The organism is Bombella mellum, assembly GCF_014048465.1.
In the GTDB taxonomy this organism is placed as follows: domain Bacteria; phylum Pseudomonadota; class Alphaproteobacteria; order Acetobacterales; family Acetobacteraceae; genus Bombella; species Bombella mellum.
In genome coordinates this window covers 117,829-133,669 of sequence record NZ_PDLY01000004.1, presented here as the reverse complement: position 1 = coordinate 133,669, position 15,841 = coordinate 117,829, and the positions used below count along the sequence as shown (strand labels likewise).

Genomic DNA, 15,841 nt, shown 5'->3' with positions numbered 1-15,841 from the left:
CGGAAGGGTGAGCCGGGAGGAACCGACCCGCCTCTCTGCCCTTAAGACGGAGAGGCGGACGTGATTCGGCGTCAGGGAACCACCTCTGCAGGTCAGAGTTCCTCCCCCTTCCTGCGGGGCAGGAGGGCCGGGATGAACAGCAGGGAACAGATCAGCGTGCAGCCCAGGGAGAGCAGGAGAAGCCGTCCCATGCTGGCTGTTCCCGGGTGGGCAGAGGCCGCCAGTGAGCCGAAGGCTGAGCCGGTTGTCAGGGCGGAGAACAGGACGGCCCGGGCCGTGGGGGATGAGAGCTGCTCCCGGCTGCCCGCCCGCCAGTTCATGACGAAATAGATGTTGAAGGACACGCCAACTCCCAGCAGCAGAGGCAGGGCAATGATGTTGGCGTAATTGAGCTGTTCCGGCACCGTGATGATCAGGATGACCGTCAGCAGCGAGGAGAGCAGCAGCGGCAGCAGGACGAGCAGCGTGTCCAGCAGGCGGCGCAGCGTGATGAGCAGGATCAGCGCAATGGCCACGATGGCGCAGAGGGCCGCCGTGATGAAGGCATGTGTGATGGTCTGGGCACTGGCGATGATTTCCAGCGCAGGGCCGCAGATGTCCGGTGTCACGCTTTTCAGTTCGCCAACGAAATGGTGCAGGGTCCTGTTTTCGGACATCCGCCCCTTGGGGTGGATGATGAGACGGTAGGCTCCATTGGAGGGAGAAATGTAGTCGCTCCGGATGTCGGCCGGGATGTTGTCCAGCGTGATGGGTGAGGAGGGTGAGAGAAGGCTTTTCAGCTGGGAGAGTTCGCTGGGCAGGAAGCGTGTCAGGGCTTCGTTCGTGGCCAGCAGGGTGGCATCCGGTGCGGAGGAGAGACGTGTCAGGGCCTCATGCAGCGACCGGAGGGCCGGGGAGAGCCTGTTATCCAGCCCGTCAAATTCGTGGGAGGCCCTGAGGGCGGCAGCCCGAAGGTCCGCCGCCGAGGGAGCCGGGGCCGGATGGGCGACGGACAGGGTCGGCAGCAGGATGTCGGCCGCCTCCTGAATCATCTGGATTTTCGTGGGCTGGTCGTCCGGTACGAGGGCACCGAGCCAGAGGACGTCATGCACGCTGTCCAGCCTGCTGAAGGCTGCGGCCAGTCGGGTCGCCGTGGCGGTGTCGGGGACGAGGACCTGTGCGTTGTAGGGGGTGGTGAGGGGGTTCTCCTCAAGAAGGCTCAGGGCCTTCATGCCTTCCGTGTTCGGGTTCTTGGTGTGCAGGGGGTCGGCATCAAAGAGGAGTGACGGGGTCAGGCAGGCACCGATGATGCCAAGGACGGTGAAGATGGCTAGTACGGGCAGACGGAAACGGCGCAGGGCATGATCGACCGGCCGGAGCATGGCAAAGCCCTGGATGCTGTCACCCGGCGTGGCCCGGAAGAGGCGTAGCAGGGCGGGCAGGAGGGTCAGCGTGCAGACGAAGGCGATCAGCATTCCACCACCGGCAATCAGCCCCAGCTGGGCCACGCCAACGAAGTTGGTGGGGGTGAAGGCGAGGAAGCCCGCCGCCGTGGCGAGGGAGGCGACGAATATCTGCCCTCCGCTTTCCCGGCCTGTGAGGTCCAGTGCTTCCAGGGGGGAAAGGGGCACGCCAGCCTCATCCTTCTGGCAGCGGAAACGCACGCCGAACTGGATGGCAAAATCCACGGCAATGCCGACGAACAGGATGGCAAAGGCCACGGAGATCATGTTGAGGGTGCCCACGGCCAGGGTGGCGAAGCCTGTCGTCAGCAGAAGCCCGATGATGAGCGTGAGCAGGATGGGGATGACCACACGCAGCGAGCGGGCGGCCAGAAGCAGCCAGAGCGTGACGAGGGCGAAGGAGATGAACAGCCCGATGATCATGCCTTGGGCGACGGTGGAGAACTCCTCGTCGCTCAGCTTGGCTTCCCCGGTGATGAGGGCGTGGGCACGGCCCGCCTTCACGGTGGGCAGGCTGTCCAGAGCGGAGCGCATGGCCTGCGTGGCGGCTTCCGAGGGTTCGAACGAGGTGAAGTCAGGCCTGGGGTGCGTGACGACGAACCGGTAATGCCCGCCGAGGTCGCTCAGCCCACCGGACAGCAGTCTCTCCCATGAAAGGGGGGTGGCGTGACCTGCAAGACCGTCGTTCAGGGTCTGGGTCAGGCCATCAAGGGCGGTGTTGAAACTGGCGGGGATGGGCTGGCTGCTGCGTATGGCCTTTGCCATGAGGCCGAACGTGCCGAACAGCCCACGGGCCGAGGGGTCTGCGGCCAGCGTGCCGAGGAAAGGCTGGGCGGAGATCGTGGAATCAAGCAGGGGTTCAAGCTGCTTCGTGTCGATGAAGAGGAAGGCGTTTCGGGTGTAGAAGGGATTGGCGTCCGGCTGGTCCACCCGGTCAAAATGGGCCGTGTCCTTCGAGAGGATGGTGGTGAGGGCGTTGGCCGTCTCCCGGCCCTCCTCCGGCGTGGCGGCACTGATGATGGCAACGAGCGTGTTTTTCTCACCGGGGAAGAGATGCTCTATCTGACGGTTTTTCTGTTTCCACGGCAGCGTGTCGGCGAAGAGCCTGTCCGTCTCCGTCGTGATGCCCAGCCGGGTGAGGCTCAGCCAGGCCGAGCCTGCACAGAGCAGGATGAAGAGGGACAGGACAAGGGCAACGTGACGGCTACAGAAAGCGTTGAGACGGCTTGTCAGGGTGGAAAGCATGGAAAAATCTGTCCCCTTTGTGACCTTGGCAGGCTCTGCACACAGTAGAGAGGCCGGGGCCAGACGGCCCCTCAGCCGGACCGGAGCACTCCCGGCACATCCTGTCAGGAGAGGATGGACATGTCGGGGGCGATGTGACGTTGCTGGCTGTCCGGGCCGGGGACACGATCCCGGGGACCGCCACACGATCAGGAATTACTAGCCTGACGGATGGCTTTTTTCTATCCCCTGCATGGTTTCCGGAAGGGAAAATGTGACCCTTGTGGCAGAAAGGTCGCCAGATCATGGTGTCGGGTCATGGGGCGGTGGAGGGGCTTTCTGGCTGACAGCCGGAGCTTTCTGCGGCAGAATGGCTTTCATGACCTGGACATTGGACGGCATTGCCGAGCATGAAAGTATCATCCGCCACAGTGTGTTCCGTACCCTGGCGGCTCCGGTGGACGACGAGGCCGGAGCGATGGCCTTTCTGGCAGAGGTGGCCGTGCCGGATGCCACCCACAACTGCTGGGCCTTCCGTGTCGGGGGGCGGTATCGTGTCAGTGATGATGGAGAGCCATCCGGTACGGCGGGCCGCCCGATCCTGTCGGCCATAGAAGGGCAGGATTTTGACGGGGTGATGGTGGTCGTGATCCGCTGGTTCGGGGGGATCAAGCTGGGGGCGGGTGGTCTGGTGCGGGCCTATGGCGGAGCGGCGGCGGCCTGCCTGCGGGAGGCCGCCCGGATCGAGCTGGTGGAACGGGTGCGCCTCGGTTTCCACTGTCCCTTTCCCGTTTATGCGGAGGTGGAGGCCAAGCTGCCCGGCTGGAACGTGGAGGTGCGACGCTGTGATTTCGGGGCCGAGGGGGCCATGATGGAACTGGCCGTGCCCGTGCGGGAACGCACGGCCGTGGAGAACTGGCTGCGGGACCTGACCCGGGGCCAGGAACCCATCCGTGTTCTTGACGGGCAGCAGGGGTGAGAGGGGCACAGCTCCCTCTGTCTGCTCAGTGTTTCCCTGTTTCCTGCTGTTTCAGTTCCTCTGGTGAAGGACCGGCAGCCTCCGGGGCGGTGTAGCGGGGCACCCGGCCATGATGGCCGAAATTGACGATGCGTGCCTCTTTCAGTCCGTGCATGGAGAACAGGAGGCGGGCCAGCTGGAGGGCGAGGGCCGAGCCGAGGAACGGACCGACCAGATAGATCCACACGCCATGCAGGTTGTGCGCCAGCGTGTCGGGAGCCAGGGTCCGCATGAAGTTCGTGCTGTTCCCGGAGAATCCCGAGATCAGCGGGTTCGTGATGGCGAAATAGAAGGCACAGACCCATGTGGTCAGGTGCTGGAGTTTCGGGCGTGAGGCCGTGAAATAGATGATGAGGATCATGCCGGCTGTGGCGACGGCTTCCATCAGGGCATCAAGGGCAAGGCTGTAGCTGTGTGACGGGAATGTCCCGGCATAGTCGATCTCGCTGACCATCGGGTGCCAGAAGGGGAGCAGGAGGCTCAGCCCCACGCTGGCGATGAGGGTGCCGGAAAATGCTCCGACCAGCTGGGCCAGCACATAGCCCAGAGCATCCAGCCAGCGGATCTTTTTCGTGAGGAAGAAGGCGAGCGTCACGGACGGGTTGAGGTGTGCCCCGCTGACCTTGCCGAAAGGAGACAGGGTGGCGATGGTTCCGGCCAGCCCGAAGAAAAGCCCTACCAGTATGGAGCGGATGACGGGATGGGGGGCCAGGATGGCGGCAATGGGGGAGCCGTTGGCCACCAGAATGGTGGTCACGCTGATGCCGATGGTCAGCATGATGGCGGTGGCGATGGCCTCGGTGCCGTACAGCTTCCAGTGGAACGGGCGGTCGGGATGGGGGTGTCCGGCCAGAGGACGGTCCACCAGCTCCTTGTGGGAAAAACGGATGTGGGGCAGGCGGATGTGGGGGAACCGTACATGCCGGGCCGTATAGTGTTTCTTATGACCTGGCTGCGGCTGGGAGGGTGAGTCAGTCATAGGGGGCGTGCTTTTTCGGAAAAAAGTGGATGCTCCCATGTTTCAGAAACGATAATGGGCCGGTCAAGAGGGCGTGACGAATTTAATCCTTTCCGGCCGGGGAGAACCGCCGGACAAGATCGCTGAGATGGCCGGTTTCGGCAACGGTGAGGGACTGCGGGGCCTTGGGGCGGGCGTTGGCCGTGCCGACATGGCGGGGAATGACCGCCTGCCGGAAGCCCAGCTTGGCGATCTCCTTCAGCCTGATGCCCGTCTGGCTGACCTGCCGGATCTCCCCGGAAAGACCGATTTCTCCAAAATAGGCTTCATCGGGGGCCGTGGGCTGGCCCGTGGCGGCCGAGATCAGGGCTGCCGCCACGGCAAGGTCGGCTGCCGGTTCGGTGACCTTCAGCCCCCCCGTGACGTTGAGGTGGACGTCCATGCTGCCCAGTTTCAGGCCGCAGCGGGCCTCCAGCACGGCCAGCACCATGCTCAGCCGGGAGCTGTCCCAGCCTAGGACGGCACGGCGGGCTGCGCCGTCACCACTTTTGGCGGAGAGCAGGACCTGCACTTCCAGCAGGATGGGGCGCGTCCCCTCCAGCCCGGCAAAGACGGCGGAACCCGCAATGTTGCCGTGCCGCTCGGCGAGAAACAGGGCGGACGGATTGGGCACTTCCCGCAGGCCGGTATCGGTCATGGCGAAGACGCCGATCTCATCCGTGGCCCCGAAACGGTTCTTGGCCGCCCGGAGGATGCGGAACTGATGGCCTCGGTCGCCCTCGAAATACAGCACGGCATCGACCATGTGTTCCAGCACCCGGGGGCCAGCCAGTGCCCCTTCCTTGGTGACATGGCCGATGAGGATGAGGACGAAACCCAGCGTCTTGGCTAGGCGGATCAGCTCGAAGGCGCAGCTGCGTACCTGGGAGACCGAACCCGGTGCGCTGGCCACGCCCTCCAGCCACATGGTCTGGATGGAGTCGATGACCACGACCTGCAGGGTCCGCCGCTCTTCCAGCGTCGTGGTGATGTCGTTGACATTGATGGAGGCGGCCAGTTCCAGCTGGTCCAGTGCCTTGGGGTCCCTGTCCAGTTCCAGCCGCTGGGCACGCAGGCGGATCTGGTCGATGGCCTCTTCCCCGGAGACGTAGAGGACATTGTGCCCGGCCCTGGCGAGGGCGCAGGTCATCTGGAGCATGAGGGTGGACTTGCCGATGCCGGGGTCTCCTCCCACCAGCACGACCGAGCCGGGGACAAGCCCGCTGCCCAGCACCCGGTTCAGCTCCGCCATGTTCGTGTCCAGCCGGGCGGGAGGCGTGGCCCTGCCGTCCAGCCGTGTGGTCTTCAGCCCGGCTCCCTTCCTGCCGGAGACTGCCTTGCTGGGGGTGGCGGTTCTGGTTTCTTCTTCCAGACTGTTCCATTCACCGCACTGCTCGCAGCGGCCCGTCCATTTGGGATACTGGGCCTGACAGTTCTGACAGACGAACAGGCTGGCAGGTTTTTTTGCCATGTCAGTTCCCCGTCGAGGAGCTGGCCGTCATGCTGCTGGTGGGGATGGGGCCTTCCCGCCGCCCGTGGGTGAACTGGTCCACGATCGGGTTGCCGCTGTCCATCAGCGTACTGGCAGGCCCCTGCCAGATGATCTTTCCCCCATAGAGCATGGCGGCATGGTCACCGATGCGGGTGGCGGAGGTCATGTCATGGGTGATGGTCAGGGCCGTGGACCCAAGCCGGGTGACACAGCTGCTGATGAGACCGTCAATCACGGCGGACATGATGGGGTCCAGCCCGGTGGTGGGTTCATCGAAGAAGAGGATGTCCGGGCGTCCGGCCAGGGCACGGGCCAGACCGACACGCTTCTGCATTCCGCCGGAGAGTTCTGCCGGGTTGAGGGGGGCCACATGCGCTCCCAGCCCGACACGGGAGAGAAGGTTCAGGGCTTCCTGTTCCTGCTCCTTCCTGCTGCCGCCGCTGCCCTTGGCCTGGAGGCCGAACAGGATGTTGTCCAGCACGCTCATGCTGTCGAACAGGGCGGCGTTCTGGAACAGCATCCCGATCCGCCCCAGCAGGGCTTCACGCCGTCTGCGGGAGGCCCGCAGGATATTTTCGCCATCAATCTCGATGATACCCTCGTCCGGTTCGATCAGCCCGAGGATGCAGCGCAGGAGCAGCGATTTCCCGTTGCCTGATCCTCCGATGATGACGGTGGATTTTCCGGCGGGCACGTCCAGATCGATGCCGTTCAGGACCGTCCGGTCCCCGAAGGATTTTTTCAGTCCACGGATGCGGAGGCGGGGCTGGTCAGTCATCGTATCCTGCCGGGCAATGGGTGAAGATGTCGTCATGCGGTGAAGAAAAGGTCGGTCAGCAGGTAGTCGAAGGCAAGGATCAGGATGGAGGAGGCCACGACGGTGGCCGTGGCGGCCCGGCCCACGCCTTCCGCCCCGCCCCGGCTGTGATAGCCTTCGTAGCAGCCCAGAAGGGTGATGAGGAAGCCGAAGACAGCCGCCTTGAGCAGCCCGACTAGCACGTCGTGACTGTGCAGGGAGGCGAAGGTCGTGTGCATGTAGAGGGCTGGGCTGAATCCCAGCTTGCCCACCGCCACGATGAAGCCCCCGGCCACACCCAGTATGTCGGCGACCAGCACGAGGAAGGGCAGGGCAAGGATGCCGGCGATGAGGCGGGGGGTGACAAGATACTTGACGGGATCGGTCGCCAGCGTGCTGAGGGCGTCAATCTGGTCCGTCACTCTCATGGCTCCGATCTGTGCGGCGATGGCCGCCCCGATGCGTCCTGCCACCATCAGGCCAGCCAGCACGGGGCCCAGCTCTTTCGTGATGGACATGACCACGATGCCGCCGATGGCGTTCTGTGCATGGTAATGGCTGAAGCCGGTGTAGGATTGCAGGGCAATGACGGCACCGGAGAAGATGGCCGTCAGGGCCACGACCGGCAGGGAGAGGAAACCGATCTCCAGCAGGCAGGAGAGGATGATCTGACCGTGGAAGGGCAGACGCAGAACCCCGGCCAGTCCCCGCAGGGCAAACAGGCTGAGGGCACCTGCATGACGGAGGCCCCCCAGTACGCCACGGCCCAGAAGAATGAAGGGAAGGGTTAAAGCTCTCACACGATCTGCCTTTGTTCTCTGACGGTCATTGCGACGCTGCGCCCTGTGGTGAGGCCGGTGTGGTCACCTGCGGCGGGACCGTCCGGGCCGGTGGTGTCACGGAAGGCTGTGCCGGGCTGGTGGCCGACGGCTGGGCCTGCTGGGGGACTTGGGGCACGGGGTTGGATGCTGCCGGGGCTGCGGGTTGTGCCGTCCTGTGGGCGGTGGTCTGGGCCTGTCCCGTGGAAACCGGCCTGTCTGCCGTCGGGGCGGGGGTGGAAGCCTGTTTGGGGACGTGTGGCACGACAGGGTTGCTCAGTCCCTGGGCCTGACCATCCGGCTGGGGAGTCTGGGCGGGTGCCTGTGTGACCGGTTTCGCAGGGCTGGCTTCCGGCGGAGCGGCATGGGTGATGTGCCTGGTCCCGCCATCCTGCATGGTTCCCGTCACCTTGCTGAGTGTGACGCCTGCTCCGTCATTGGTGGTGATGTTGGCATTGTTGATGGTGGCCATGACGGAGGCCTCGGCCTGATGGGACACGTTCAGCGTCAGGCTGTCGATCTGCCCCTCGGAGATGGAAAGCTGGCTGTTGTCGGACATCTGGGCGGAGAAGGCGGAAAGGAGGGCCGTATCCACGTCCAGCCGGGCCGCTCCCGTGGCATTGAGCTGCGCCGCCCGGTTCAGCTGGCGGATGTGGGCCTGTGTCGTGCCGGAGATGGACATGTCCAGAGATTCCACACGGTCCACCTGAAGGGAGGCATCGTCCAGATTGCTCTCCAGCGTGGTGAGTGTGCCGCTGATGGTGATGTGGGCCTGCGGGCTGTCATGCAGGGTCAGGGCCGTGTCGCTGGAGAGGCGGATGGTCAGCCGTCCCCCCTTGGGGCAGTTGTGGAGGGCGAGGCGGATGTGGCTCTCCGTACCGTCACGGGTGGTCTGGATGTCGGGGGTGAGGCCGTAAGTCTCCTCCACGACCAGACTGTCCTTCAGGCTCGCATCCGCCTTTATCTGGACCTGCGCACAGGGGACGCTGAGGTCCAGTTCATCCGCACGGAGGAGGGCATGGGATTCGGCGGCCAGAGCGCTGCCCGCCATCAGGGTGCTTCCAAGCATGGCCCCAAGGCGGAGTTCGGGCCTCAGGAACAGGGAAAGACAGGTCCGGACGATACGCATGCTCACACAGGGACTCCCGAATACAAGAGATGGCAGGGATATGCCGCCTACAGGATGGACATAGGACAGGGGCCGTCTGCCTGTCACTCTCTTCATGTTCTTGCTACTATTATAGGCAGCCTGACGGCATGAAGATAGCCCGCTTTATGGGCAGGGATGTGGCCGTGTCCGGCCCATGCCCAGGCAGTGATAGTCGAAGCCTGCGTCCTGCCAGTCTTCTTTCTGCCATATCTGGCGGCAGTCCAGAATGAGCCTTCCCCGCATGTGGGAGGCCAGATGTGCCGGGGTCAGGGCGGCGAAGGAGGGCCATTCCGTCAGGACCAGCAGCATGTCCGCTCCCTCCGCCGCCTGGAGGGGGGTTTCCGCATAGATGATGCCGTCCGGCAGCAGGGTACGGGCCGTGTCCATGCCCTGAGGGTCGTGGACGCGCAGGGTGGCTCCGGCCTCATGCAGCAGGGGCAGGATGGTCAGGGAGGGAGCCTGCCGCATGTCGTCCGTATGGGCCTTGAAGGTCAGGCCCAGCACGGCGATGGTGCAGCTCGTGATGTCATCCCCGGCAAGGGCGAGGATGCGCTCGGCAAGGCGGCGTTTGCGGGCTTCGTTGGCGGCGATGGTGGTCTCGACGAGCTGGGTGGGCGTGCCGGCCTGACGGGCGGAGGTCGCCAGGGCCTGCGTGTCCTTGGGGAAACAGGAACCGCCATAGCCCGGCCCCGGTGTGAGAAAGTGAGGACCGATGCGGGGGTCCAGACCCATGCCCCGGGTCACGTCAGTGATCTGCCCGCCCGTGGCCTCGCAGAGATCGGCCATCTCGTTGGCAAAGGTGACCTTCATGGCCAGAAAGGCATTGGCGGCATATTTGGTCAGTTCCGCACTTTCCAGCCCCATGAAGAGCAGGCGGCTCTCCGGGCGGTTCAGGGGAGCGTAGAGGTCTTCCAGCAGGGTGCGGGCGGTGGAGGGGGCATCCGGCCAGTCCTCCAGCCCGATGACGACACGGTCCGGCTTCATGAAGTCCATGATGGCATGGCCTTCTCGCAGGAATTCGGGATTGGAGGCGATGTGGAGGGTCAGTTCTGGTCTTGCCTCACGTACTATGCTGGCGACCTGCCTGCCCGTCCCGACTGGTACGGTGGATTTCGTGACGATCAGCAGGCCGTCCGGAGCATGGGTGGCGATGGCCCGTGCGGCGGCATGCACGTAACTCAGGTCTGCATGACCGCTGCCCCGGCGGGTAGGTGTTCCCACGGCGATGAAGACGGCCTTGCTCTTCCGGAGGGCGGCGGTCAGATCGTCAGAAAAGGCCAGTCGTCCCGCCTGCCGCTGTTTGGTGACCAGCTCCTCAAGTCCGGGTTCATAGATGGGCATGGTTCCGGCTTTCAGGCGGTCCAGTCGTGCAGGGTCATGCTCGATGATGGTTACGTCCGTGCCGAAAGCGGCCAGACAGGCCCCGGAGACCAGCCCGACATAACCGCCGCCAATCATGGTGATGTGCATGGGGTCTCCTGATGGTGAGGGGGGCAGGTACATCAACGGAACTCGATCAGAAAATTCAGGTTTGATAAATCCAACCAGCTGTGTTCTTAATTTTTCATTATGAATTATGTTGTGTGAGTGGGTTTTATGGCAGCGATTGAATCAAGAGACGTAAGTGTAAAAGAATTGTTCCGGGATTTCTATATTGTTCCCAGCTATCAGCGTGAATATGTCTGGGAAAAAATTCAGGTGAGGCAGCTCCTTGAGGACATACGTGCTGAACAGCAGGAGGGAAGCAGTTCTGAATATTTTATTGGATCGGTGGTTGTTTGCCCCAGTCAGACCAGGCAAGGAGCTGATGATCTGATCGATGGTCAACAGAGGGTTACGACACTTTTTATTATTCTCTGTGCCATCAGAGATAAACTGTCCAGCCTTGGTGAAGATAGTCTGGAGGGAATTAAAAAGAGTATCGTTGATGTTGATACGGACCAGGATGGGAATGACTGTCTTCGAGCGCACCTTGAGCCACAGTATAAAGATGCAGGAAATGTTTTTAATGATCTGATAGAGGGGCAGCCAATAAAAAAGGCTGAAACGAGATCCATAAAAAACATTTCTGTTGCTTACAGCACGGTAAGGCAGTTTTTATCGGATGATCTGGAAGATTCTCGGGAGGAGATTAAAAAGTTTTTTGGATATCTGATAAAGAATGTCAAATTGATCAAGATATATACGGATAGTTTTGGGCGGGCTTTAAAGATATTTGAAACGATTAATGACCGTGGCATTGGTTTGAATGCCATGGATCTTTTGAAAAATCTTCTGTTCATGAGTGCAGACGAGAGAGATTTTGAAGATCTGAAGGAGTGTTGGAAATCTATTGTAGATGATTTGTATAAAATCAATGAGAAGCCATTACGTTTTCTGAGATATTTTATTTTTTCAATATGGGGTGTGCCTAGGCTTGCAAAGGATGAATTATACGAATGGCTTATAAAGAATGATGAAAAAATTGGTTTAAAGAATAACCCGGTTGCTTTCGCAGAACGTCTGAAGGAAGCCCTGAAAGCTTATGCAGGTTTCCTGAACAAGAAAGATCATTATGGGAATGAAAGCCATATTCTAGAAAACATATCTTTTTTGTATAGAAAACATACGTCTGCGAGGCAGTATCTTGTCCTTCTTCTTGCAGGGCGGCATCTCTCGTCTGAGATTTTTTCAGCTTTGTGTCGTGACATTGAGTCATTCCTGTTCGTATGTATTCTTGTAAAAGAGGAAATTCGGACGTTTGAAGCCTTGTTTGCTCGGTGGTCTCTTCGTCTTGCTAAGGTAAGAACTGCGGAAGATTATAGGATTTTTTCGAAGGAAACATTCCAGAGTCAAAAGCGGAAACATGCAAACAAGTTTCACATCACATTCAAGGAAATGGATGACAGGTCACTTCCTAAATATCAGTTTGATTATGTCCTTGGAAAACTGACGCAGTATGTTGATAGGAATGCTTATGGGGGAAATAGTCCTCTTTCTTATTATTGTAACTCGAGAGAGGTTCATCTGGAGCATATTTTACCTCGAAATTCGGATGGAGAGGTATTTAAGGAGTTTGGTTCCGGGGCCGATGATCCCAGGCTGATTTCATCAATCGGGAATCTGGCTCTGGTTGAGAAATCAATCAACATGTCATTGGGAAATAAACCATTTTCCAAGAAGAGGTGTATTTATCCTGAATCCCGTTATCTTCTGACAAGAATCATTGCTGAAAGGCCAAATATAGGTAACACGGCGATTGATCGGGCTGTACTGCATATGCATCCATTTGACGAATGGAACAGGGATTCCATTCGTCAGCGTGCTGAGTGGTTGGCTGATCTCGCCTGTGTCGTGTGGGATGTTCCGATTGATGATTATGGAAAAGGGCTGGGGATTGGTGAATGAGAGGCACCTCCTCAGTTGAAGGGCTGGTAGCGGAAGGACATCAGGACCATGTCGGCATCGCTTTTGGGTTTGCCGCCAATGCCGGAGAAGGCCTGCACATGGGTGTGGGAATACTGTCCCCCTACCAGCAGGGTACCGTAATCGCCCTTGGCAGCGGTGTACCAGAAGCCACCGGTCGCCTGTGCCACCGTGCGGATGTTGCCGGAGGCTGCACAGTTCGTGGCGAGTTCGGTGGAGCAGCCCCGCATGTCGAAGTTCCGGTTGCCGTAGCCGTAATGGCCGCTTCCTTCATCGAAGGCACGACGGCTGAGAACGGTTTCTGCCCCGGCATAGGAGTAGAGCTTTAGGTTTTTCAGGGGGTTGCCATAGAGGCCGATCAGGAGGTTGGCTTCCGGCAGGGGTGTGACGGCATTGTTGCGGCCATAGGTGTAGTCCGGCATGTTCGTGGTGCCGTAGCGGCCCAGCCCCGTACCCACGAGGCCTGACGCCTGGAAGTAGAGCTTCCTGTCGATGAGGGGCAGGACCATGCCTCCCCCGCCCCCTCCGGCGATGCGGGTGTGGTTGGTCCCTTCACCCGGCGTGCTGGTCCGGTCCCGGAAAAAGCGCATGACGCCGGTGACCTCATAATGGCCCCAGCCGGGGTCGGCAGCGATCTTGGCGACGAGGTCCGGTGCCGGGTCGGTCGTGTAGTAGGTGGAGGGGTTGTTGACGTTCGTGCCGGTCAGGCGGTCCGTCGTGATGCAGTGGTTCGACGTGCTGGAACAGGGTGACACGCCGGCCGGAACGGCACTGGGATTCTCGATGGACAGGCCGGTGGCGTAGCGTTCTTCCCTGCCGAAGGTCTTGACGGCACGGAACTGCGCATTGCGGGTCCAGTTGAAGCCGGGGACATACTGGGCCTCGATGACCATGGGGGTCTGTTCGTCACGGGCCAGCATCCCCTTGTTGAAGAGCGTGATAAGCGACCAGCTCTGCCCGCCCAGCAGGTACCAGCCGTCATCCCGGTCTTTCAGCTCGCCGTAAACCACACGGGCCCGTGGGACGTAGGAGTTGGACTGTCGGGAGTTGGAGGATGATCCCGACCCCTGAAAGTCCGTCTCGACATAGGCATCAGCCTCAAGCTTCCTGGTCAGCATTCCCTCTGCCAGCAGGGCCAGGCGGCTCTGTCGCTCGGTCTGGTGGAATTCGCTCATGTGGGAGGCTGGCTGATTGTGCCAAGGGATGCCGTTATAGGCACTGGCAATGTCCGCCGCACTGTTGCGGGACCGCCAGACGCCTGCGGCCTCCAGGTATCCCCCCAGTGTCAGGCGGACTCCGCCGATCTGGAGCTGTCCCCGCCGCATGGGGCTGTAGAGGTCCGGATGGGCGGGAGGAATGGCCGTCAGCTCACCATAGGGTGTGCTGGCCGTGCGGGAGGGGGACAGGATGGCATTGTCGCCAAGGCCGAAGACATCATCATGGCTGTTCCGTGCCTGCGGGACGGTTCCGTAAGGGCCTGTGGCAGGCTGGCCGAGCAGTCTGGCTCTGGAGGCATACGGGTCGGCCTCGATGAGTTCACGCTGGCGGGCAAGCTCGGCCCGGACACGTCGATTCTCGGCGGCCTGTTTCTTTTTCATCACGTCAAGCTGGGCCTGCATGGCGTGTATCTGTTTTTCCATCATGGCGATGGCATCGCTGGAACCCGCAGCATGGGCGGACGAGGTAAGGACAGGTGAAATATATGACAGGAGTGTTACTGTCATAAAATTGTAATAAAAATGCGGTCTATTGAGTTTTATTCCAGATTTCACGAGTATTTCCTCTGTCTTATGGCCTTGCATGTGCCTATTTACCCATTTTTTCCCATTTAAAAAGTCTTTTCTTGGATGTGATTCATATTTTTATTGTCTGGGGGGCGTGTGCAGCTATAACGGCAGACAGGTGAATCATTGCGTGTGCCGAGGGATTTATGCGTCCGACAGACAAGCCTCATTCCTGCTGGGAAAAATGCAGGAAAGTTCTCATGGCGGCACTGTGCGTGTCGTCTGCCCTTGCGGGGGTGGCCCGGGCGGAGGATGTGGAGATAACGGGTGCTGGCTCAAGCTTTGCCGCTCCTGTCTATCAGAGCTGGAGCGTCCCTGCGGGGGAGCAGGCCGGTCTTCAGGTGAACTATCAGACGGTCGGGTCCAGCGCAGGGCAGGATCAGGTGGTGGAACGCACGGTGGACTTCGGGGCGTCCGACAAGCCCATGAGTGCCGCCCGTCTGGCCGAGACGCATCTTTACCAGTTTCCGACCGTCATGAGTGGCGTGGTACTCGTGGTCAACCTGCCCGGTCTGGAAGCGGGCCAGCTGAAGCTGGACGGGCCGACCCTGGCGGCCCTGTATGACGGGCGCATCACGGACTGGGACGACCCCCGCATACAGGCTCTCAATCCCGGCCTGAAACTGCCGGACATGGGGGTCGTGGCCGTGCACCGGGCCGATGGTGCCGGGACGACCTACGTGTTCACCTCCTACCTGTCCCGGACCTCACCGGAATGGGAGAGCCGGATCGGGGCCGGTACGCTGGTGCAGTGGGCAGGGGGAGCAGGGGCACGGGGCAATGATGGCATTGCGGCTCTCGTCCGTCAGACGGAAGGGAGCATTGGCTATGTGGAATATGCCTATGCGGCCCAGAACCATCTGGGCATCGTGCAGATGAAGAATCATGACGGACGGTATGTCCTGCCCTCCCTGAAGGGGTTCGTCGCAGCGGCCTCGGCGGCGGAATGGAAGGCGGAGGACCATTTTGCCGTCAGCCTGCTGGACCAGCCCGGTGAGGAGAGCTGGCCCATCGTGTCGGCCACCTATGTTCTGGTACCAGAAGACGCAGTGAACCGGCCCGAGGGACAGGGCGTGAAACGCTTCTTCAGCTGGGGGTTCGCCCACGGGGCGGAGATCAACGCCCGCCTGGGGTATGTCGGCCTGCCTGCGTCCGTCAGTGATGCTGTTTTGCGTGGCTGGCCTTCGAGCGCAGCAGGGCGGTAAGGAGGGACACCTGTCCCTCGTGCCGCAGACCGTGCCAGCTGAGGAGGGTGTCGGCCAGAAAGGCGAGCAGGGCTGCCACGGTGCAGCCCAGTGCGGTGCCGAAGAGGGCGAGCAGCCAGAGTGACGTGGTGGCATCCCCCAGGGACCCGACGAAGAGGGCGATGGCGGCACCGCAGGTCATGGCCCCGCCCAGCCCGTTCAGGATGATGGCGAGGTCCAGCACGACGATGCGGCGGGTGAGCCGTTTCTGCCGGGTTTTCAGACGCTGCGGCGTGTCGTAACTGTAATGGTGGTCCTGCTCGGTGGGGGGAGCGGCCAGCAGGCGGTTCACGTTGTCCAGGTGGTCCGAGACACGGGCCAGCCTCGTGTTGAAAATGTTGATCAGCGTGCCAATGCCGGAAAGCATGAAGACAGGCGTGAGGGCCATCTGGATGATGTGGGCAGCATCGTCGATATTGTTCATCTGGGTCAGAAAGGGCAGGCTGTTCAGAAAGGGCATGATGATGGGTC

General features: G+C 61.1%; 12 protein-coding genes. 3 read left to right on the top strand and 9 right to left on the bottom strand.

Annotation, left to right across the window (positions count from 1 at the left end):
* Positions 1 to 92: 92 nt before the first annotated feature.
* Positions 93 to 2,687 (bottom strand): MMPL family transporter, encoded by a 2,595-nt coding sequence (locus CPA56_RS07110; RefSeq protein ID WP_182041315.1) that lies wholly within the window; start codon positions 2,685 to 2,687, stop codon positions 93 to 95.
* Between the two features lie 349 nt (positions 2,688 to 3,036).
* Between CPA56_RS07110 and CPA56_RS07105 the strand changes: the two genes are divergently transcribed.
* Complete coding sequence (locus CPA56_RS07105) at positions 3,037 to 3,645, top strand: IMPACT family protein (RefSeq protein WP_182041460.1); 609 nt, start codon at positions 3,037 to 3,039, stop codon at positions 3,643 to 3,645.
* Positions 3,646 to 3,670: 25 nt separating this feature from the next.
* On the opposite strand, the gene CPA56_RS07100 is transcribed toward CPA56_RS07105, so the two are convergent.
* The 6 genes from CPA56_RS07100 to CPA56_RS07075 form a co-directional block, all read right to left on the bottom strand.
* Entirely contained in the window at positions 3,671 to 4,663 is a 993-nt protein-coding gene (locus tag CPA56_RS07100; protein WP_182041314.1) for an MIP/aquaporin family protein, read from the bottom strand.
* An 82-nt stretch (positions 4,664 to 4,745) separates the two neighbouring features.
* Positions 4,746 to 6,152, bottom strand: coding sequence for a DNA repair protein RadA (gene radA, locus CPA56_RS07095; RefSeq protein WP_182041313.1), 1,407 nt, complete (start codon positions 6,150 to 6,152; stop codon positions 4,746 to 4,748).
* Between the two features lies 1 nt (position 6,153).
* The gene (locus CPA56_RS07090; protein WP_182041312.1) at positions 6,154 to 6,951 is read right to left on the bottom strand and encodes an ABC transporter ATP-binding protein; all 798 of its coding nucleotides are present in this window, start codon (positions 6,949 to 6,951) and stop codon (positions 6,154 to 6,156) included.
* A gap of 32 nt (positions 6,952 to 6,983) precedes the next feature.
* On the bottom strand, positions 6,984 to 7,769 hold the full coding sequence (locus CPA56_RS07085) for an MlaE family ABC transporter permease (protein WP_182041311.1): 786 nt from the start codon (positions 7,767 to 7,769) through the stop codon (positions 6,984 to 6,986).
* 25 nt (positions 7,770 to 7,794) lie between these two features.
* Complete coding sequence (locus CPA56_RS07080; RefSeq protein ID WP_182041310.1) at positions 7,795 to 8,916, bottom strand: hypothetical protein; 1,122 nt, start codon at positions 8,914 to 8,916, stop codon at positions 7,795 to 7,797.
* 144 nt (positions 8,917 to 9,060) lie between these two features.
* Positions 9,061 to 10,407 carry a UDP-glucose dehydrogenase family protein gene (locus CPA56_RS07075; protein ID WP_182041309.1) on the bottom strand — a complete coding sequence of 449 codons (1,347 nt, stop codon included), beginning with the start codon at positions 10,405 to 10,407 and terminating at the stop codon, positions 9,061 to 9,063.
* Positions 10,408 to 10,533: 126 nt separating this feature from the next.
* Here CPA56_RS07075 and CPA56_RS07070 point away from each other — a divergent pair, with 126 nt between their 5' ends.
* The gene (locus CPA56_RS07070) at positions 10,534 to 12,324 is read left to right on the top strand and encodes a DUF262 domain-containing protein (RefSeq protein ID WP_182041308.1); all 1,791 of its coding nucleotides are present in this window, start codon (positions 10,534 to 10,536) and stop codon (positions 12,322 to 12,324) included.
* 11 nt (positions 12,325 to 12,335) lie between these two features.
* On the opposite strand, the gene CPA56_RS07065 is transcribed toward CPA56_RS07070, so the two are convergent.
* The gene (locus CPA56_RS07065; RefSeq protein ID WP_182041307.1) at positions 12,336 to 14,066 is read right to left on the bottom strand and encodes a PspA/IM30 family protein; all 1,731 of its coding nucleotides are present in this window, start codon (positions 14,064 to 14,066) and stop codon (positions 12,336 to 12,338) included.
* A gap of 260 nt (positions 14,067 to 14,326) precedes the next feature.
* On the opposite strand from CPA56_RS07065, the gene pstS reads away from it, so the two are divergent.
* On the top strand, positions 14,327 to 15,331 hold the full coding sequence (gene pstS, locus CPA56_RS07060; RefSeq protein ID WP_229707500.1) for a phosphate ABC transporter substrate-binding protein PstS: 1,005 nt from the start codon (positions 14,327 to 14,329) through the stop codon (positions 15,329 to 15,331).
* On the opposite strand, the gene CPA56_RS07055 is transcribed toward pstS, so the two are convergent.
* Entirely contained in the window at positions 15,282 to 15,830 is a 549-nt protein-coding gene (locus CPA56_RS07055) for a DUF2721 domain-containing protein (protein WP_182041305.1), read from the bottom strand. The genes pstS and CPA56_RS07055 overlap by 50 nt on opposite strands.
* Positions 15,831 to 15,841: the final 11 nt, after the last annotated feature.